The following is an 18,931-nucleotide window of genomic DNA, read 5'->3' as shown; positions in this document are numbered from 1 at the left end:
GTACCCGGCACCGCGCCGGGGACGACGACGGAGCACCGCTACCTGCTGCGCGCGGCCATGGCCAGCGCGATCACCCACCCCACGACGGACCAGCCCAGGAACAGGTTGACCACCAGAACGGAACCCCTGTTGGGCACCCCTCGCCCGAACGCGACAGCGGTGGGAATGAAATAGGCCAGGACGATGACCAGAATCCCCACCACGCCGAACGGAATCGCATCACTGCCGCCCATGAACTCCCCCTACATTCAACAGATTTGACGATCCATCATCACTGATGACCCACTGCACGTGAAGAACCTCCCGGGCACCTCCCCCGCCCGGCCGCGCCCCACCACAGCCGGTACGTGGTCGGCCGAGGTACGGCGCGGAGGGGCACTGCGAGAACTGTCGGACGCGCAGACCGGCCCTGACGTGCGGCAGCACGGGCAGGGGCGGATCACAATGGACGGGTGAAGCCGCCCGCGAATCTTGACGTGCTCCTGCAGCCTCGACCGCCGTCGCCGTTGCTGGAGGTCCATGACGAGCGGTTCACGGAGCACGGCGTACGGCTCCTGCTGAAGCGGGACGACCTCGTCCATCCGGAGCTGCCCGGCAACAAGTGGCGCAAGCTCGCGCCCAATCTTCGCGCCGCCGTGGCGGGCGGTCACGAGCAGCTGGTCACCTTCGGCGGGGCCTACTCGAACCACCTGCGGGCCACCGCCGCCGCCGGGCGGTTGCTCGGGCTGGCGACGGTCGGGATCGTCCGCGGGGACGAGCTCGCCGGACGGCCCCTGAACGACTCCCTCGCCCGGTGCGCCGCCGACGGGATGCGACTGCACTTCGTGTCCCGGTCGGAGTACCGCCGCAAGGCCGAGCCGCCGGAGCTCGCCCGGCTGGTGGACGCGGCCGGCGCGCGCGGCGCGTACGTCGTCCCCGAGGGTGGCAGCAACGCCCTCGCCCTGGGCGGCTGCGCCGAGCTCGGTCGGGAACTGCGCGGCGTCGCCGACGTGGTGGCGGTGGCCTGCGGTACCGGAGGGACGCTGGCGGGCCTCGCGGCCGGGCTGGCCCCCGGGCAGCGGGCGCTCGGGGTTCCGGTCCTGGCGGGCGGCTTCCTGGCCGCGGAGATACGTTCCCTCCAGGCGGCCGCCTTCGGGGGCCCGGCCGGCGACTGGACCCTGGCCGAGGACTTCCACCACGGCGGCTACGCCCGGGTCCCGGCCGAGCTGGAGGCCTTCGCCGCCGACTTCGGCTCCCGCCACGACCTCCCGGTGGAGCGGATCTACGTGGCCAAGCTGCTCTGGGCCCTGGCCGAACTCACCGCCTCCGGCGCCTTCCCGCACGGCACGACCCTCGCCGCCGTCGTCACCGGCCGTCCGTGACCGGGCCCGACCGCGCTCAGCCCTCCTCGCGGTAGGCCGCGGCCTCCTCCAGGTCCAACCGGCGCAGCAGCGCCCGCAGCATCTCGTCGTCGATCCGCCGCTGGTCCCGCAGGGTCACGAAGACCTCCCGCTCGGCCGCGATCATCTCCCGCGCGAGCCGCCGGTAGATGTCGTCCGCCGACTCCCCCGTCTCCGGGTTGACCTCTCCCAGCCGCTCCCACACCGCGTTGCGGCGGCGCTCCATGACCGTCCGCAGCCGGTCCGCCAGCGGCGGCGGCAGCGTGCTGTTCTCCGGCTCCTCCAGCAGCTCGACCAGCCGCTCCTCGGCCGCCCGCGAGGCCTCGCTCTGCGCCTGCGCCTCCGCCAGGGTCTCCGCCTGCACGTCCTTCGGTGGCAGCTTCAGTGCCCGGATCAGCGGCGGCAGCGTCAGCCCCTGCACCACCAGCGTCCCGATGACCGTGGTGAAGGTCAGGAACAGGATCAGATTCCGGTGCGGCACCGACATCGGCACGGAGAAGGCGATGGCCAGCGAGACCACGCCGCGCATCCCGGCCCACCCCACGATCACCGGGGCCTTCCAGTCGGTCTCCGGCTCCCGGTCCCGGATCCGCGGCGACATCCAGCGGGGCACGAAGGTCGCCGGGAAGACCCACAGGAACCGGGACGCCACCACCGCGAGGAACACGGCGATCGCGTACCAGGCCGCGTGCAGGCCGTTGTACTCGCCGAGCCCCTTGAGGACCACCGGTAGCTGGAGCCCGATCAGCGCGAAGACCACCGACTCCAGCACGAAGGCGACCACCTTCCACACCGCCTCCTCCTGGAGCCGGGTGGCGAAGTCGACCTGCCAGTTCCGGTGCCCGAGGTAGAGCGCGACCACGACCACCGCGAGCACCCCGGAGGCGTGCACCCGCTCGGCGGCCGCGTACGCCACGAAGGGGATCAGCAGCGAGAGGGTGTTCTGGAGCAGCGGTTCCTTCAGTCGCGTGCGCAGATGGTGGATCGGCACCATCAGCAGCAGGCCGACGCCGATGCCGCCCACCGAGGCCAGCAGGAACTCCGCGATCCCGCCCGCCCAGCCGGCGCTCACCCCGACGGCCGCGGCCAGCGCCACCTTGTAGGCGGTAATCGCGGTCGCGTCGTTGACCAGGGACTCACCCTGCAGGATGGTCGTGATCCGGTTCGGCAGCTTGAGCTTGCGGGCGATCGCGGTGGCGGCGACCGCGTCCGGCGGGGCGATCACCGCGCCCAGCACCAGCGCCACCGGCACGGAGAGCCCCGGCACCAGCGCGTACGCCGCGTACCCGACGACGAGCGTCGCGAAGAGCACGTAGCCCACCGAGAGCATCGCGATGGGCCGGGCGTTCGCGCGCAGGTCCAGGTACGAGCTGTCCACGGCGGCCGTGTACAGCAGCGGCGGGAGCAGCAGCGGCAGCACGATGTGCGGGTCGAGGGCGTACGCGGGCACCCCCGGCACGTACCCGGCCAGCAGACCGGCGGCGACCAGCAGCAGGGGCGCGGGCACCGGGGTCCGGCGCGCCAGCCCGGCGACCGCCGCACTACCGGCGATCAGCGCCACCAGCGGCAATACCTCCATCGAAGATCCACCTCAATCGTCGGCCGCTCGCCCCGAACGCGCGGGCTTGGCCGAGGAGATCCCCAGGACTCGCACGGCGGGAACGTATTCTGTACGAGATCAAGCTCCGGTCAAAGCGTGACGCAACGACACTCCGCCGCATCGTGGCTGCGGCCCGTGCGCGCGGTTCGCCCCGAGACTGAAGGCCGGGGTTCCGGTACAAGGAGAATGCGATGAGCGAGTGCACCCATGTTGCCGAACTGCCGCGTCCCGAACCGGTGCCCTCGGACCACACCTGCCCCGAATGCCTGGCCCTCGGCAGCCACCCCGTGCAGCTGCGGATGTGCCTGGGCTGCGGGCACGTGGCCTGCTGTGATTCCTCGCCCCACCGGCACGCCACCGCGCACCACGCGGAGACCGGCCATCCGGTGATGCGGAGCTTCGAACCGGGTGAGACCTGGCGCTGGTGTTTTGTCGACGGTTCGATCGTCTGAAGCGGGGTAGTTCAACCCTCCGCCGGTTCCCCTGATTTGGGCCCCGCAGACCCCTAGCCACTGTGCGTACCCATGGGCTTACCATCAGTCACTGGCTCGCAGGCGGGGTGCTCGAAGCGGGCACCAAGAGGGGTGCCGCGACACGATCGCCCGGATCGCGATAGCGTCACCGGCGAACAGAGCTCGTACCACCTTGGAGGTGAGGGTGTCCCAGATCGCAGGCGAGCCCGGGACTCAGGACTTCGTGGAAGTCCGGCTGCCCGCTGCGGGTGCCTACCTGTCGGTGCTGCGGACGGCCACGGCCGGTCTCGCGGCACGTTTGGACTTCACCCTCGACGAGATCGAGGACCTCCGCATCGCGGTGGACGAGGCCTGCGCGATCCTGCTCCAGCAGGCCGTGCCGGGCTCCGTCCTCAGTTGCGTGTTCCGGCTGATCGACGATTCGCTGGAGGTGACCGTCTCGGCGCCGACCACCGACGGGCGCGCACCGGAGCGTGACACGTTCGCGTGGACGGTCCTGTCGGCGCTGGCCGGCAAGGTCGAGGCCACGGTCGAGGAGAACCGGACGGTGAGCATCAGCCTCTACAAACAGCGCGGCGCGGGACCAGGCCCGGCGTGAGCGGCGGGGAGATCCCGGTGCGGGGCGGGGATCGGCCCCGGGTACGGCACGAGGTCGACGGCGGCATCCCGGAGCAGCAGCACGCCCGGCCGCACCCGGCTGACGCGGATGCGGAAGACGGCTTTTTGGACTCGGCGGAGCGACGGGCGGGCCCTATGAGCGAGAACCAGCAGGAACAACCACAACCACCCCAGCCGACCACGACGGGAGCCGAGGCCGAGGCCGCGGCCCCCGTGGTGGTGCCGGTGCCGGTGTTCGCCGCGACCCCGGCGCTACCGGATCCGCGCGACCGCAGCGGCGCTCGGGCCCTGTTCATCGAGCTACGGGCGCTGCCCGACGGATCGGTGGAGAAGGCCGAGCTGCGCAATCGGCTGGTACGGATGCACCTGCCCCTGGTGGAACACCTGGCGCGGCGCTTCCGCAACCGCGGTGAGCCGCTCGACGACCTGACCCAGGTCGCGACGATCGGCCTCATCAAATCGGTGGACCGGTTCGACCCGGACCGCGGGGTCGAGTTCTCCACATACGCCACGCCCACGGTGGTCGGCGAGATCAAGCGCCACTTCCGTGACAAGGGCTGGGCGGTGCGGGTACCGCGTCGTCTGCAGGAGCTGCGGCTCTCGCTGACGACGGCCACGGCCGAACTGTCCCAGCAGCACGGCCGCTCCCCGACGGTGCACGAACTGGCCGAGCGGCTGGGGATCTCCGAGGAGGAGGTGCTGGAGGGGCTGGAATCGGCCAATGCCTACAGCACGCTCTCCTTGGACGTCCCGGACACCGACGACGAGTCGCCGGCGGTCGCGGACACCCTGGGCGCGGAGGACGAGGCCCTGGAGGGCGTCGAGTACCGCGAGTCCCTCAAGCCGCTGCTGGAGGGTCTGCCGCCGCGGGAGAAGCGGATCCTGCTGCTTCGCTTCTTCGGCAACATGACCCAGTCGCAGATCGCCCAGGAGGTCGGCATCTCCCAGATGCACGTCTCCCGGCTGCTGGCCCGCACCCTGGCCCAGCTCCGCGACAAGCTCCTCGTCGAGGAGTAGGCGAGCGCGGGAAGAACCGGACGACCGGTTATCGGGCCTGTTCCCCGGGCCCGATACCGAGAGCCTCGGTCGCCGTCGGATTGACCAGGAGCGCCACGACGGCCACCGCGGCCACGGCCAGCGCCACGGCGGCGGCGATCATCGCACCGCCGGTGCTGTAGAGGGTCCAGGCCACCGGCAGCGCCATCAGCTGGGTGATCAGGGCCGGGCCGCGGCTCCAGCGGCGCCCCAGGCGCAGCCCCCGGGCCGCGATCAGCGGCAGCGCGGCGAGCGCGAGCAGGGTGATCCCGCCCGTCTCGGCCTGCTGCGGGGAGTCGGGGTCACCGGCGATCCCCACGAACAGCATGTAGAGCCCGAGGCCGGCCAGTGCCAGGCCCTCCAAGGCGGTGAGCGCGGCGGCCACGGTCAGCCGGCCGGGCAGCGCGGCGGTCGGGACGTCGGCGGCGGGAGCGGGGGCGGGGGCGTTCGCGGGCTGCTTCTTACTCACTCCAGCAGGGTAGCGGCGTGCCCCGGACCCCGGAGGGGACGGGCAGTACGGTCGGCATCCGAAGGGGTGGGTAGTCTGGCGCTCATGCGTGCACTTCTCGTGGCCAACCCAGCAGCGACCACCACCAGTGCGCGCACGCGCGACGTCCTGACCCATGCCCTGGCCAGCGAGATGAAGCTGGAGGCGGTCACCACCGAGTACCGCGGGCACGCCCGGGACCTGGGACGCAAGGCCGCGCACGAGGGCCTCGACCTCGTCGTCGCCCTCGGCGGCGACGGCACGGTCAACGAAGTGGTCAACGGACTCCTGCACAACGGGCCCGATCCCGAGCGGCTGCCGCGGCTGGCGGTGGTCCCCGGCGGCTCCACGAATGTGTTCGCGCGCGCCCTGGGACTGCCCAACGACGCGGTCGAGGCGACCGGCGCCCTGCTGGACGCGCTGCGGGAGCAGCGCGAGCGGACGGTGGGCCTGGGCCTGGCGGCCGGCACTCCGGGTACGGAGGACGAGTCGGTCCCGGCCCGCTGGTTCACCTTCTGCGCCGGCTTCGGCTTCGACGCGGGTGTGGTGGGTCGGGTGGAGCAGCAGCGCGAGCGCGGCAAGCGTTCGACGCACGCCCTGTATGTGCGACAGCTGATGCGTCAGTTCTGGGAGGAGCCGAACCGGCATCACGGCACGGTCACGCTGGAGCGCCCCGGCGCGGATCCGGTGACCGATCTGGTGCTGTCGATAGTGTGCAATACGTCACCGTGGACGTATCTGGGGAATCGTCCCCTTTACGCCTCCCCCGAAGCCTCGTTCGATACTGCGCTTGACGTATTGGCACTGAACCGTTTGTCAACTCCGGCGGTCGCGCGGTACGCGACACAGCTCCTGACCTCCACTCCTGAGCGGGGTCCGCACGGCAAGCACGCGGTGTCTCTGCACGATCTGACCGACTTCACCTTGCATTCGAAGGTTCCGCTCCCCTTCCAGATGGACGGCGATCACCTCGGGCTGCGGACCAGCGTTCGGTTCACAGGCGTACGCCGTGCACTGCGTGTGATTGTGTGAGTAGAAGGGCCCGGAGGCCTTTCACTCGAACGTTTACGCGCCGGTCCACCCTCACGATGTAGGGCTGTGACCTAGTAGACACCGACGAATCAAAAAAAACTTTCCGGAAGGGGTTGTATCCCCGTCCGAGGTTTGCGAATCTCTTCATGGCGATCGGGACAGCCCGCAACACCCGGCACCCACACAGACCGCCAGAACCCCTCCACGAATCTCTGATTGATCACCCGCGTGAAACCGGGCGGTCGCGCTTCCCTCACGGGGGGATTCGTGAAAGCGTTCACATTCACAAGCAACCTGTTCGCAATACAAGGAGATGGAGCAGCCATGGACTGGCGTCACAACGCCGTTTGTCGTGAGGAAGACCCGGAACTCTTCTTCCCCATCGGCAACACCGGTCCTGCGCTGCTGCAGATCGAGGAAGCCAAGGCCGTCTGCCGCCGTTGCCCCGTCATGGAGCAGTGCCTGCAGTGGGCGCTCGAGTCCGGTCAGGACTCCGGCGTCTGGGGCGGTCTCAGCGAGGACGAGCGCCGCGCCATGAAGCGCCGCGCCGCTCGCAACCGGGCGCGCAACGCCAGCGCCTGACAAACGACTTTCGAGCCTCGACGCGCAGCGCGTAGTACCGAACAAGCGCTCAGCACCGTGCTCTTGGGCCCCGGACCGAATCATTCGGTCCGGGGCTCAGTGCTGTTCGGGGTCCGATTCCGGTCGGCGGACCGAAAGCCGGGTGACGGCCGGTGACGGCAGTGCCGGCCGAGTGACGGCCGGACCATCACGCTGAGTCACGACATCGCTGCTGCTTCCGCGCTACTTCTGCGGGCTGGACGGGATGTCGAGGACGACCTTGGTGCCGCGCGGCTCGGCCCGGAGCATGTCGAACGTGCCGCCGAGCTCCCCCTCCACGAGGGTCCGTACGATCTGCAGCCCGAGATTGCCGGCCCGCTGGGGGTCGAATCCCTCGGGCAGACCGCTGCCGTCGTCGAGCACGGTGATCAGCAGCCGACCGTCGGTACGACCGGTTCCGGTGCGGATCGCGGCCACCTCCACGGTGCCCCGCTCCCCCTGGGTGAAGGCGTGCTCCAGGGCGTTCTGCAGGATCTCCGTGAGCACCATCGACAGCGGAGTGGCGACCTCCGCGTCCAGGATCCCGAACCTGCCGGTGCGTCGGCAGTCGACCTTGCCCGGGGAGATCTCCGAGACCATCGCGATGACGCGGTCGGCGATCTCGTCGAACTCGACCCGCTCGTCGAGGTTCTGAGACAGCGTCTCGTGCACGATCGCGATCGATCCGACACGGCGCACGGCCTCGTTCAGCGCCTCGCGGCCCTGCGGTGAGTCCATCCGGCGCGACTGGAGCCGCAAGAGCGCGGCCACGGTCTGGAGGTTGTTCTTCACCCGGTGGTGGATCTCCCGGATGGTCGCGTCCTTGGTGATCAATTCACGTTCGCGACGACGCAGTTCCGTGACGTCGCGGCACAGCACCAGGGAGCCGATCCGGGTACCCTTCGGCTTGAGCGGGATGGCGCGGAGCTGGATGACTCCGCCGTTGCCGTCGACCTCGGTCTCCCGGGGGGCCCAGCCGCTCGCGAGCTTGACCAGGGCCTCGTCCACCGGTCCGCGGGACGGGGCGAGTTCGGCCGTGGTGTTGCCCAGGTGCTGGCCGACGAGGTCGGAAGCGAGGCCGAGCCGGTGGTAGGCGGAGAGCGCGTTCGGAGAGGCGTAGGTGACCACGCCGTCGGCGTCGAGGCGGATCAGGCCGTCCCCCACCCGCGGGGAGGCGTCCATGTCGACCTGCTGGCCGGGGAACGGGAAGGAGCCCGCCGCGATCATCTGGGCGAGGTCGGAGGCGGACTGGAGGTAGGTCAGCTCCAGCCGGCTCGGTGTACGCACAGTGAGCAGATTGGTATTGCGCGCGATCACTCCCAGTACCCGGCCCTCGCGGCGGACGGGGATCGACTCGACGCGGACAGGCACCTCCTCGCGCCACTCGGGGTCGCCCTCGCGCACGATCCGGCCCTCGTCGAGCGCGGCGTCCAGCAGCGGGCGGCGGCCGCGCGGCACCAGATGGCCGACCATGTCGTCCTGGTACGAGGTGGGACCGGTGTTCGGGCGCATCTGGGCGACCGAGACGTACCGCGTTCCGTCGAGGGTGGGCACCCACAGGACGAGGTCGGCGAAGGACAGGTCGGAGAGCAGCTGCCACTCCGAGACCAGCAGGTGGAGCCACTCCAGGTCGGTTTCACCGAGAGCGGTGTGCTGGCGTACGAGGTCGTTCATGGAGGGCACCTTGCGAGCGTACCCCGGGTACGTGCCATGACTTTCCCCACGACGGTACTCAGGAGTATCCAAGCGGGGCGCGGGCCGCGTACTGTTGGAGGAAGTGACGGGTTTCCAGGCCCTGTCATTGGATGGACAGAACAGAATGGTCTAGTCCACAATTGATTTCAGAACCTCCGCCCTCCCCGCACAGGAGGACGGATCGAGGTAAGCCGCGCGCTCTGCCCTGACCGCGCAGGCACCTCCACCGGCCGTCGGGAACCGCACACCTGTCGGCCGTAAGTACTCCGGGCTACGGTGCCGGGCGGGTCGAGGGTCCCGTCCTGCACCGTGGCCCAGAGGAACTCCTGCGCACACGTGCCGAGCGGACGCCGGGCGCGGCCCCCCGGCCGGTCAGGCCGCGGGCCAGGCCACCAGGGCCCGCTCCGCCACCGCCTCCAGCTCTTCCCGACTCGCGCCGTCGCGCGACTGCTGGGACATCCCCTGCAGCACCGCTCCGGCGTACCGGGCCAGCGCCCGCGCGTCCGTGTCCGCCGGCAGCGCCCCCGTGGCCATGTCGGCCCGGATCCGGCTCTCGAACATCACCAGGTTGGCGTTGCGGCGCTCGCGCAGCGCCTGCGCCACCTCGTCCGAGGTCGTGTTGATCGCGGCGCTGATCACCATGCAGCCCCGCGGGTGGGCCGGGTCGGTGTAGACCTCGGCGGCCTCGCGCAGGATGCGGGCGACGGCCGCCCGGGCGGTGGGCTCCTCGGCGAGCGCCACGCTCGCGAAGTCCGCGTACCGGCCGCCGTAGACCACCACGACCTCGTCGAAGAGCTTGCGCTTGTCACCGAAGGCCGCGTAGAGGCTGGGCGCGCTGATGCCGAGCGAGGCGGTCAGGTCGGCGATGGAGGTCGCCTCGTAGCCGCGCTCCCAGAAGGCGAACATCGCCTTGTCGAGGGCGGCGTCGCGGTCGAAGGAACGGGGCCTGCCGCGCTGTCCGGTCACCATGCCCGCATTCTATAGCGGGCGCTAGGGAATCTGATACGTTCCTTTCTGTAGCGACCACTAGCGATTACTGGAGGGGGGCGCGTCATGGGCGTGCTCAAGGGGAAGACGGCACTGGTCACGGGCGGCAGCCGGGGCATCGGACGGGCCGTGGCCGAGCGGCTGGCGCGGGACGGGGCGCTCGTCGCGGTGCACTACGGACGCGACGAGGCGGCGGCGAAGGAGACGGTGGCGGCGATCGGGGCGGCCGGCGGACGGGCCTTCGCGATCGGCGCCGAGCTCGGCGTCCCGGGCGACGCGCAGGCCCTCTGGGCGGCGTACGCGGCCCATCCCGACCACACCGAGGGGGTGGACATCCTGGTGAACAACGCCGGGGCGGCGGCCTTCGCAGGGATCGGGGACACCGACGAGGAGATGTACGACCGGGCGCACGCGCTCAACGCCAAGGCGCCGTTCTTCGTGATCAAGTACGGGCTGGAGCGACTGCGTGACGGGGGGCGGATCGTGAACGTGACCGGCACCCCGGAGATCGCCCTGCCGGCCATCCTGGCCACGGTCATGGCCAAGGGTGCGGCGAACGCGCTGACCCGGTCGCTGGCCGCCGAACTGGCTCCGCGCGGGATCACCGTGAACTCGGTCGGTCCCGGCATCACCGAGACCGACCTCAACGCCGGCCTCCTCGCGGACGAGGCGACCCGGGCCCACCTGGCCGCCCGCTCCGTCTTCCACCGGGTGGGCACGGCCCAGGAGGTCGCCGATGTGGTGGCCTTCCTGGCCTCGTCCGACTCCCGCTGGGTGACGGGTCAACACATGGACGCGACGGGCGGCCTGCAACTGGCGCTGATCTAGGGGGTGTCCGCAAAGTGGCGCCGGCCGCCCGAAGGGCGGGCCCCGCGGCGTCCGGTGCCGTGCATCGCAAGGCGGAGGGGCGTCCGTGTACTGGACGTACTCGGGCGCCCCGACAACGCGGCGAGGTACGGTGCCAGGCGTCGCGGGGCAGGCGCGACTTTGCGGACACCCCCGAGGGCCGGTCAGGGCCGGTCGGCGGGGATGCTGCTGGGGACGGTCGGGAGCATGACACCCCTCGGGGGCGCGGAGTCTCCGCCGCCGGCCATCGCGATGACGAAGGGGTCGGGGAGCGCGTAGGGCTCCGCGGCATCGAGGTCGACCTGGTAGCCGAGGTCCCCGAGGCTCGCCACGGTCAGCCTGCTCAGGGGGTTGCCGGGGCCGCCGATGGTGGGCGACATCAGCTCGTTGCCGAAGACCCGTTCCCGCCAGTGGCCACCCGCGCTTCCCGCGCCGCCGACGTTCGCGACCGGTACGGGAGTGGGTTGCCCGGCCCCGATGAGGGTGCCGAACTCCTTCATGGCGCCGGGGCCGACGAAGGTGGGGTTGGAGCCGGGGAAGTCCTTCAGCAGGCCGAAGGTGTCCCAGATCGTCCCGATCCCCAGCACATGGCCCATCTCGTGCGTGATGACGTCCAGCAGCGAGCCGTCGTCCTCCATCTGCCCGAGGTCCGCCTTGTCGAACCGCATGATGCCCGTGGCGGGGAGGCGCGCTCCGGCGGTGGCCGTCTCGCGCCGGACGCGGATCGGCCCCGCCTCGCCGAGCGTGCCGAAGACGCCGTCGATCACGACGCCTTCGGCATCGATCAAGAGGTCGTCGATGACGACGTCGCCCGTGAAGTCGCGAAGGATCGCGGTTTCCAGGTCACCGACGATGACCCTCGCCCAGCGTTCGGCGGCCTGGGCGAAGACGTCCCGCTGGCCGCTCGTCAGCCCGCCGACGAACCGCACCTCGATCTGGAACGGGGACGTGGTCGCGGCGAGCAGCTCGGCGCGACCGGCATCCGCGACAGCCCTGTAGGTCTCGAACGCGTAGGTGGTGTGCCTTCCCATGACGACCACTCCAATCGCACATATCATGATTTACCTACCAAAACCACCCTAATCACTCATGGAGTTGTAGACAGGGCAACCAAACGGTTGAAGGTTCTCCCGACCTCACGGGAGGCCGGGCGTCCGGATCCGGATCACCATGGATGACGACGAGACCCTGTCCTGGACGGCGGCCTCTGCTAGATTGGTCTATACCACCCCATCCACTCCAGATCGGCAGGCCCCGCGTGGAAGTTGTCATCGTCCCGGACGCCAAGGCAGGCGGCGAGCTCATCGCGGAGGCCATGGCCGCCCTGGTGCGGCGCAAGCCCGACGCCCTGCTCGGCGTGGCGACCGGCTCTACCCCGCTGCCCATCTACGAGGCCCTCGCCGCCAAGGTCCGGGCCGGGCAGGTCGACGCCTCCCGGGCCCGGATCTGCCAGCTCGACGAGTACGTCGGCCTGCCGGCCGGGCACCCCGAGTCCTACCGCGCGGTCGTGCTCCGCGAGGTCGTCGAGCCGCTGGGGCTGTCCGAGGCCTCCTTCATGGGCCCCGACGGTGCGGCCGAGGACATCGTCGGCGCGTGCGAGGCCTACGACCGCGCCCTGGCCGAGGCCGGCGGCGTCGACCTCCAGCTGCTGGGCATCGGCACGGACGGCCACATCGGCTTCAACGAGCCCTGCTCCTCCCTCGCTTCCCGCACCCGGATCAAGACGCTGACGGAGCAGACCCGCGTGGACAACGCGCGCTTCTTCGACAACGACCTGGGGCAGGTGCCGCACCACGTCATCACCCAGGGCATCGGCACCATCCTCGACGCCCGCCACCTGGTCCTCCTGGCCACCGGCGAGGGCAAGGCCGAGGCCGTCGCGCAGACCGTCGAGGGCCCGCTGTCCGCGCTGGTCCCGGCCTCCGCGCTGCAACTGCACCGGCACGCCACGGTGATCGTGGACGAGGCGGCCGCCTCGAAGCTGAAGCTGGCGGACTACTTCCGGCACACGTACGCCAACAAGCCCGCCTGGCAGGGCCTGTAGCCGCACGGGCACGCCGAAGGGCCTGGACTCCCCTGGGGGGCCAGGCCCTTCGGCGTGTGCGGGTGCGGAGCCGCTGCGCGGAGCCTTCCGGGCGCTGCCCGGACCCGCGCCTCAAACGCCGGCGGGGCTGAATTTCAGCCTCGCCGGCGTTTGAGGCGCGGGGTCTGGGGCGGAGCCCCAGCAGCGGCGCCACGGGGGCCGCTACACCCCCGCGATGACTTCCGCCGCGGCGCGGCCGCAGACCCGCGAGGCGCCGTGCGTGGCGATGTGCAGGGCCCCGCGCGGCCGGGCGCGCGGCAGGCCCATCTCGACCACGACCGTGTCCGGCCGGGCCGCGACCAGCGCGTCGAGGGCCTCGGTCATCCAGGGGTGCCGGTGCGCGTCACGGACCACCGCGACGACGGTACGGTCCCCTGCGGCCGCCAGCACGTCCCCGGCGCCGGAGCCCTCGGGGAAGACGCCCGCCTCGGTGCCCGGGAGCAGTTCGGCGAGTTCCGCCGCCACGCCCCACGGGGTCTCGTCCCCCACCGCGATGTTCGCGACGGGCGCGAGCGTGGCGACGTAGGGCGCGGTGAGCGGCTTCGTCGAACCGGTGACGAGCACGGCGCGGCGGGCGGCCGTCAGCCCGATGCCGGACGCGCGGCTCCCCTCCGGCTGCGCGTCCGGCCGGGCTCCGCGGGTCCATGCGGCGAGCGCGCGGACGCGGGCGGCGGCGTCGGCGAGGCGCTCCTCGGGCAGCGCCCCCTCGCGGACGGCCGCGACCAGCGCGTCGCGCAGCCGCAGGACGGTGGCTTCGTCGGCGAGTCCGCCGCCGACGCAGATGGCGTCGGCGCCGGCCGCGATCGCCAGGACCGAGCCGCGCTCGATCCCGTACGTCCCGGCGATGGCGTGCATCTCCATGCCGTCGGTGACGATGAGGCCCTCGTAGCCGAGCTCCCCGCGCAGCAGACCGGTCAGGATCTGCGGGCTGAGGGTGGCCGGGCGGGTCGGGTCGAGGGCGGGCACCAGGATGTGCGCGCTCATCACGGCCTTGGTGCCGGCCTCGATCGCCGCCTTGAAGGGGACGAGTTCGCGGGCCTGGAGGGTGTCCAGGTCCACGTCGATGCGCGGCAGGGCGTGGTGGGAGTCGACGTTGGTGTCGCCGTGTCCGGGGAAGTGCTTGGTGCAGGCGGCCACGCCGGCGGCCTGGAGGCCCTGGACGTAGGCGGCGGTGTGCCGGGCGGCGAGGTGGGTGTCGGCGCCGAAGGACCGTACGCCGATCACCGGGTTGTCCGGGTTGGAGTTGACGTCGGCGGACGGGGCCCAGTTGAGGTTGACCCCGCACTCGGCGAGCCGGCGGCCGAGCTCGCGGGCGACGCTCCGGGTGAGGTCCGTGTCGTCGACGGCGCCGAGGGCCAGGTTGCCGGGGAAGGAGGAGCCGCCCCGGACCTCCAGGCGGGTGACGTCGCCGCCCTCCTCGTCGATGGCGACCAGGACGTCGTCGCGCTCGGTACGTAGCTGCGCGGTCAGCGCGGCGAGCTGCTCGGGCGAGGTGATGTTGCGGCCGAACAGGCCGACGGCGGTGAGGCCTTCGCCGACCCGCCGGAGCAGCCAGTCGGGGGCGGTGGTGCCCTCGAAACCGGGCTGGAGGACGGCGAGGGCGTCGCGGGTGACCGTATCGGTGCGGTGCGCAAGGACAGTCATGGCGGCCGTTATCCCTTCACGGCGCCGGCGGTCATCCCGCCGACGGCCTTGCGCTGGAGGAAGATGAAGATGAGCAGGACCGGGACCGCGAAGAGCGAGGACGCGGCCATCGTGGCGCCCCAGTCGTTGCCGAAGGCCGACATGAACTCGGTCAGCCACAGCGGCAGGGTCTGCGCGCTCTTGTCCTTGTTCAGGATCAGGACCATGGCGAACTCGTTCCAGGCCGTGATGAAGCCGAAGAGCGAGGTGGACATCAGGCCGGGGGCCAGCAGCGGGAAGATCACCTTGCGGAAGGCCTGGCCGCGGGTGCAGCCGTCGATCTGGGCCGCCTCCTCCAGGGTCACCGGGACGGCGGCGATGAAGCCGCGCAGGGTCCAGATGGTGAAGGGGAGGATCATCACGAAGTAGATCGCGGTGAGCAGCGGGAGGCTGTTCAGCATCTCGCCGTCGCGGGCGATCATGTACATCGCGATGACCATGACCTCCCAGGGGGCCATCTGGGCCATCATCACGGTGAGGACGAGGCCCTTGCGGCCCTTGAACCTCATCCGGGCGATGGCGAAGCTCGCGGCGAGGGCGACGAGCAGGGCCAGCGCGACGGCGCCGACGGTGACCAGGACGCTGTTGGTGACGTACGTCCAGAAGTTGGAGACCCCGGTGGCCTTGGTGAAGTTGTCGAGCGTCGGGGTGAAGACGAAGACCGGGTCCTTCGTGAGCATCTGGCTCGACGGCTTGAGGGCCGAGGAGAACATCCAGTACACGGGGAAGACGAAGACCAGGGCGAGGAGGAGCGCGCCGAGGTTCTTGACCACGGCGGCGGGGCGGACCGGCCGGCGCTTGCGGAGCTGCTGCGCGGGCTTCGGCGCGGTGGTGGTGGTGCTGCTCACTGCTCCTCCTCCTGCTTCAGGATCAGGCGGAAGTAGAAGGACATGACGACCACGAGGATCAGGATCGTCAGGACGGAGATCGCGGCGGCGAGGCCGTAGTGGGCCTGGCTCTGGCCCTCGACGTAGGCGAAGACCGGGAGGATCTCGGAGGCGCGGTCGGGGCCGCCCCTGTTCATCGCGTAGACCTGGGTGAAGGCCTTGAACACCCAGATCACTTCGAGGAACGTGGTGATGAGGAAGAACGGCCGGAGGTTCGGGAAGACGATCTTCCAGAAGGTCTGCCAGCCGTTGGCGCCGTCCATCCGGGCGGCCTCGTACAGCTCGGCGCCGACCGTGGTCAGTCCGGCGTACATGTTGAGGGCGACGAAGGGGATGGAGCCCCAGACCACCAGGACGGTGACGATCGTCAGGGTCGACAGGCCCGTCTGCATCCAGTTGTGCTGTTCGTATCCGGCGAAGCCGGCGCTGCGCATCACCCAGTTCATGACGCCGAACTGCTCGTCGAACAGCCACTTGAAGACCTGCACGGAGGCGACGATCGGCATGGCCCAGGCCATCACCAGCGCCATCGACAGGACCAGCCGCATCTTCTTGCCGAGCCGGTTCAGCAGGATGCCGATGAGGCTGCCGAGCACCATGATCAGTGCGACGTTGGCCGCGGTGAAGGCGAAGCTGCGGGCGACCACGGTCCAGAAGTCCGCGTCACCGATCAGCTGGGTGTAGTTGGAGAACCCGGCGAAGGGGTACTTCCGCTGGATGAACTCGATCTTGTTGATGTCCTGGAAGGACAGGATCACGTTCTTGATCAGCGGGTACAGCAGCAGTGTCGCGAGGGCGAGCACCGCCGGCGCGACCAGCAGGTAGGGCAGCCACCCCGAGGGGAGCGACTTTCTGCCCCCGCGAGGAGACGTGGGACCGGGACCGGTCGGGGACGCGGTCTCCTCGGGCCGTCCGGCGGGCTTGCGTGGTGCGTCCTGTGGAGCGGCGGTCATCGCTCCCTGGGAGTGCACGGTCATGGCGTGGCTTCCTCGCGGTTGACTGTGGAGTCAAATGCCCGACCGGGGACACGGCATGCGGCATGGCGCCTGCCGTGCCCCCGGTGCGATCACACTGCTGGGTGGTGCGGGAACTGCGGGGTGGGGCTACTTGTTGATGCGGTTCGCGATTTCCTTGTCCGCGTCCGCACCCGCCTTGGCGGCGTCCTCACCGTTCAGGACCTTGGTCATGAACTCCTTGACGGGGTTCGGCTCGGTCTCGACGTTCGCCCAGCCCGCGGTGACCGGGGTGATCTTGCCGTTGAGGCCGGCCTTGCCCATGGCCTCGGCGAAGGAGCCGGCGGCCGGGGTGAAGTTCGCGCCGACCTGGTTCGGCAGCAGGGCGCCCTTGGTCTCGGCGGCGTACTTGGTCATCTGGTCCTTGCCTGCGGCGAGGGCCAGCCACTCCTTGGCGAGCTCCTTGTTCTTGGAGCGCTCGGCGATCGCGAGGTTCGAGCCGCCGAGGAAGACGGTGCCGGTCTTGTCCGCGGTCTTGCCCGGGATCGGGAAGTAGCCGAAGTCGGCCTCCTTGCCCGCCTCCTTCAGCGCCTTCTCGGCACCGGTGGCCTCCCAGCCGAGACCGATCCAGGAGGCGACGCCACCCTTGGGAACGATGTCGGTGGACTGCTGCGGGGTCGCCTCGTCCTTGTCCTTGGGGGCGGTGGAGAAGGACTGGAGCTTCTTGTAGAAGTCCATCGCGGAAGCGGCCTGGGGGGTGGCGAGGCCACCCTTCCACTTGGCGCCGTCCTTGACGGCGAGGTCGCCGCCCTCGTCCCAGACGAAGCCGGCGAGGACGTACCAGCTCTGGCCGGGCAGGTAGATCGGCTGCGAGGCCGGGTCGGCCGCCTTCAGCTTCTCCAGACCGGCGATCCACTCGTCGCGGGTCTTCGGCGGGGTCACGCCGGCCTTCTCGTACGCCTTCTTGTCGTAGACGACGACGCGGTTGGCGGCGTACCACGGAGCGGAGTAGAGCTTGCCGTCGATCTCGGCCGAGGCGAGCATGCTCTTCTGCCAGGCGTCGGCGCCGAGAGCGGCCTTGTCCTTGGTCAGGTCGGCGAGACCGCCGGTGACCGCGTAGCCGGCGGTCTGCGTGTTGCCGAGCTCGAGGACGTCCGGCGGGTTGTTCTCGGAGAGGGCCGTGGTGACCTTCTCCTGGATGCCGGTCCACTTCTGCTCTTCGACCTTGACCGTGACACCGGGGTGCTTGGCCGAGAACTCCTTGTTGACCTCGTCGATCCAGGCCTTGGGAGCGGAGCCGTCCATCACCCAGACGGTGATCTCCTTGGCGCCACCCGCGTCGGTCTTCGCCTTGTCGTCGCTGCCGTTGCCGCACGCCGCGACTCCGACCATCATGCCCGCGACACTGACCGCCGCGATGAGCTTGCGCTTCACGCCACCCTCCTCAGGGATGCCTGCCTGCACTTCCCTCGCCCGCCGCGGTGACATACGCGAAGTACTGCCGTGGGGCCGGGATCTGATCCATATTGGTTTAGACCAGTAGCTGGAGCTTGGCCTAGACCTTTAGGGGTGTCAAGGGTCTAATGAGCGGGTGCCCGGTCCGTTATCGGACCGACACCTGGGGAGAGAGAAGGCCTGTCCCCCCACTCGTGTCACGATGTGACCGCACATATCGGAGGAGCCGGTGACGGCAGCGAAACTGGAGTCGGGAAGGCGGGCGGCGATGGCCACCGAAGGGGCGACCACGGAGCCGGACGGCGGGGCAGTCACCCGCACGGCACGTGTTCCCAAGTACTACCGACTCAAGCGGCACTTGCTCGACATGACCGAGACGCTGCCGCCCGGCACCCCGGTGCCGCCGGAGCGCACGCTCGCGGCCGAATTCGACACCTCGCGGACCACCGTCCGGCAGGCCCTCCAGGAACTGGTCGTAGAAGGGCGACTGGAGCGAATCCAGGGCAAAGGCACCTTCGTCGCCAAGCCCAAGGTCTCCCAGGCGCTGCAACTGACCTCGTACACGGAGGACATGCGGGCCCAGGGACTGGAACCGACGTCCCAGCTCCTCGACATCGGCTACGTGACGGCCGACGACACCCTCGCCGGACTGCTCAAGATCACCACCGGCGGACGGGTGCTGCGCATCGAGCGGTTGCGCCTGGCCAGCGGTGAGCCGATGGCCATCGAGACCACGCACCTGTCGGCCAAGCGCTTCCCCGCGCTGCGCCGTTCGCTCGCCAAGTACACCTCCCTCTACACGGCACTCGCCGAGGTCTACGACGTGCACCTGGCCGAGGCCGAGGAGACCATCGAGACCTCGCTGGCCACCCCGCGCGAGGCCGGCCTGCTCGGCACCGACGTCGGGCTGCCGATGCTGATGCTCTCCCGGCACTCCCTGGACGCCGACGGCGAACCGGTGGAGTGGGTGCGGTCGGTGTACCGCGGCGACCGGTACAAGTTCGTCGCCAGGCTCAAGCGCCCCGCCGTCTGACCTCGCCCGTCCCGCCCCGCCCGACCTGGCCCGTCGGACCCCGTGTCCCCGATTCCTTCACATACCGGAATACGGACGGGGTCTT

General features: G+C 70.3%; 19 protein-coding genes. 9 read left to right on the top strand and 10 right to left on the bottom strand.

Translation table 11 applies throughout. The features are described 5' to 3' along the window. Positions 1 to 38: 38 nt before the first annotated feature. Complete coding sequence (locus AB8A24_RS25475; RefSeq protein ID WP_328961739.1) at positions 39 to 233, bottom strand: superinfection immunity protein; 195 nt, start codon at positions 231 to 233, stop codon at positions 39 to 41. Positions 234 to 452: 219 nt separating this feature from the next. Here AB8A24_RS25475 and AB8A24_RS25470 point away from each other — a divergent pair, with 219 nt between their 5' ends. Then, positions 453 to 1,361, top strand: a complete 909-nt coding sequence (locus AB8A24_RS25470) for a 1-aminocyclopropane-1-carboxylate deaminase/D-cysteine desulfhydrase (RefSeq protein WP_369477744.1) — start codon at positions 453 to 455, stop codon at positions 1,359 to 1,361. Positions 1,362 to 1,377: 16 nt separating this feature from the next. On the opposite strand, the gene AB8A24_RS25465 is transcribed toward AB8A24_RS25470, so the two are convergent. Further along, positions 1,378 to 2,958, bottom strand: a complete 1,581-nt coding sequence (locus AB8A24_RS25465; RefSeq protein ID WP_369477743.1) for a Na+/H+ antiporter — start codon at positions 2,956 to 2,958, stop codon at positions 1,378 to 1,380. Between the two features lie 212 nt (positions 2,959 to 3,170). Here AB8A24_RS25465 and AB8A24_RS25460 point away from each other — a divergent pair, with 212 nt between their 5' ends. The 3 genes from AB8A24_RS25460 (at position 3,171) to AB8A24_RS25450 (ending at position 5,087) form a co-directional block, all read left to right on the top strand. Further along, positions 3,171 to 3,431 carry a UBP-type zinc finger domain-containing protein gene (locus tag AB8A24_RS25460; protein WP_328961741.1) on the top strand — a complete coding sequence of 87 codons (261 nt, stop codon included), beginning with the start codon at positions 3,171 to 3,173 and terminating at the stop codon, positions 3,429 to 3,431. A 205-nt stretch (positions 3,432 to 3,636) separates the two neighbouring features. Next, entirely contained in the window at positions 3,637 to 4,050 is a 414-nt protein-coding gene (locus AB8A24_RS25455) for an anti-sigma regulatory factor (protein WP_030012703.1), read from the top strand. A gap of 17 nt (positions 4,051 to 4,067) precedes the next feature. Then, positions 4,068 to 5,087 (top strand): RNA polymerase sigma factor SigF, encoded by a 1,020-nt coding sequence (locus AB8A24_RS25450; RefSeq protein ID WP_234318436.1) that lies wholly within the window; start codon positions 4,068 to 4,070, stop codon positions 5,085 to 5,087. Positions 5,088 to 5,115: 28 nt separating this feature from the next. Here the strand turns inward: AB8A24_RS25450 and AB8A24_RS25445 are convergent, their stop codons facing one another. Beyond that, positions 5,116 to 5,508, bottom strand: a complete 393-nt coding sequence (locus AB8A24_RS25445; protein WP_328965857.1) for a hypothetical protein — start codon at positions 5,506 to 5,508, stop codon at positions 5,116 to 5,118. Between the two features lie 150 nt (positions 5,509 to 5,658). On the opposite strand from AB8A24_RS25445, the gene AB8A24_RS25440 reads away from it, so the two are divergent. Both AB8A24_RS25440 and AB8A24_RS25435 read left to right on the top strand, forming a co-directional pair. Further along, on the top strand, positions 5,659 to 6,624 hold the full coding sequence (locus tag AB8A24_RS25440; RefSeq protein WP_328961742.1) for a diacylglycerol kinase family protein: 966 nt from the start codon (positions 5,659 to 5,661) through the stop codon (positions 6,622 to 6,624). 324 nt (positions 6,625 to 6,948) lie between these two features. Next, complete coding sequence (locus tag AB8A24_RS25435; protein WP_003953983.1) at positions 6,949 to 7,206, top strand: WhiB family transcriptional regulator; 258 nt, start codon at positions 6,949 to 6,951, stop codon at positions 7,204 to 7,206. 222 nt (positions 7,207 to 7,428) lie between these two features. Here the strand turns inward: AB8A24_RS25435 and AB8A24_RS25430 are convergent, their stop codons facing one another. Both AB8A24_RS25430 and AB8A24_RS25425 read right to left on the bottom strand, forming a co-directional pair. Beyond that, positions 7,429 to 8,898 (bottom strand): sensor histidine kinase, encoded by a 1,470-nt coding sequence (locus AB8A24_RS25430; protein WP_030711599.1) that lies wholly within the window; start codon positions 8,896 to 8,898, stop codon positions 7,429 to 7,431. A gap of 393 nt (positions 8,899 to 9,291) precedes the next feature. After that, complete coding sequence (locus AB8A24_RS25425; RefSeq protein WP_328961744.1) at positions 9,292 to 9,888, bottom strand: TetR/AcrR family transcriptional regulator; 597 nt, start codon at positions 9,886 to 9,888, stop codon at positions 9,292 to 9,294. Between the two features lie 84 nt (positions 9,889 to 9,972). Between AB8A24_RS25425 and AB8A24_RS25420 the strand changes: the two genes are divergently transcribed. Further along, the gene (locus tag AB8A24_RS25420; RefSeq protein WP_266380136.1) at positions 9,973 to 10,734 is read left to right on the top strand and encodes an SDR family oxidoreductase; all 762 of its coding nucleotides are present in this window, start codon (positions 9,973 to 9,975) and stop codon (positions 10,732 to 10,734) included. Between the two features lie 182 nt (positions 10,735 to 10,916). Here the strand turns inward: AB8A24_RS25420 and AB8A24_RS25415 are convergent, their stop codons facing one another. Beyond that, on the bottom strand, positions 10,917 to 11,783 hold the full coding sequence (locus AB8A24_RS25415) for a leishmanolysin-related zinc metalloendopeptidase (protein ID WP_328961745.1): 867 nt from the start codon (positions 11,781 to 11,783) through the stop codon (positions 10,917 to 10,919). Between the two features lie 227 nt (positions 11,784 to 12,010). Here AB8A24_RS25415 and nagB point away from each other — a divergent pair, with 227 nt between their 5' ends. Continuing rightward, positions 12,011 to 12,796, top strand: a complete 786-nt coding sequence (nagB, locus tag AB8A24_RS25410; protein WP_328961746.1) for a glucosamine-6-phosphate deaminase — start codon at positions 12,011 to 12,013, stop codon at positions 12,794 to 12,796. 201 nt (positions 12,797 to 12,997) lie between these two features. On the opposite strand, the gene AB8A24_RS25405 is transcribed toward nagB, so the two are convergent. From AB8A24_RS25405 to AB8A24_RS25390, 4 genes are all read right to left on the bottom strand, one after another. Beyond that, the gene (locus AB8A24_RS25405; protein WP_369477742.1) at positions 12,998 to 14,479 is read right to left on the bottom strand and encodes a glycoside hydrolase family 3 protein; all 1,482 of its coding nucleotides are present in this window, start codon (positions 14,477 to 14,479) and stop codon (positions 12,998 to 13,000) included. Between the two features lie 8 nt (positions 14,480 to 14,487). Next, positions 14,488 to 15,366, bottom strand: a complete 879-nt coding sequence (locus AB8A24_RS25400) for a carbohydrate ABC transporter permease (protein WP_078850988.1) — start codon at positions 15,364 to 15,366, stop codon at positions 14,488 to 14,490. Then, entirely contained in the window at positions 15,363 to 16,382 is a 1,020-nt protein-coding gene (locus AB8A24_RS25395) for a carbohydrate ABC transporter permease (RefSeq protein ID WP_369477741.1), read from the bottom strand. Before AB8A24_RS25395 ends, AB8A24_RS25400 begins: the two co-directional genes overlap by 4 nt. A 126-nt stretch (positions 16,383 to 16,508) precedes the next feature. Next, positions 16,509 to 17,792: an extracellular solute-binding protein gene (locus tag AB8A24_RS25390; protein ID WP_328961749.1), complete on the bottom strand. Its 1,284-nt coding sequence runs from the start codon at positions 17,790 to 17,792 to the stop codon at positions 16,509 to 16,511. 289 nt (positions 17,793 to 18,081) lie between these two features. On the opposite strand from AB8A24_RS25390, the gene AB8A24_RS25385 reads away from it, so the two are divergent. After that, on the top strand, positions 18,082 to 18,846 hold the full coding sequence (locus AB8A24_RS25385) for a GntR family transcriptional regulator (RefSeq protein ID WP_033218639.1): 765 nt from the start codon (positions 18,082 to 18,084) through the stop codon (positions 18,844 to 18,846). Positions 18,847 to 18,931: the final 85 nt, after the last annotated feature.

The sequence above is a fragment of the Streptomyces sp. BF23-19 genome, from assembly GCF_041106355.1.
GTDB lineage: Bacteria > Actinomycetota > Actinomycetes > Streptomycetales > Streptomycetaceae > Streptomyces > Streptomyces virginiae_A.
This window is presented reverse-complemented; position numbering and strand designations above follow the sequence as displayed.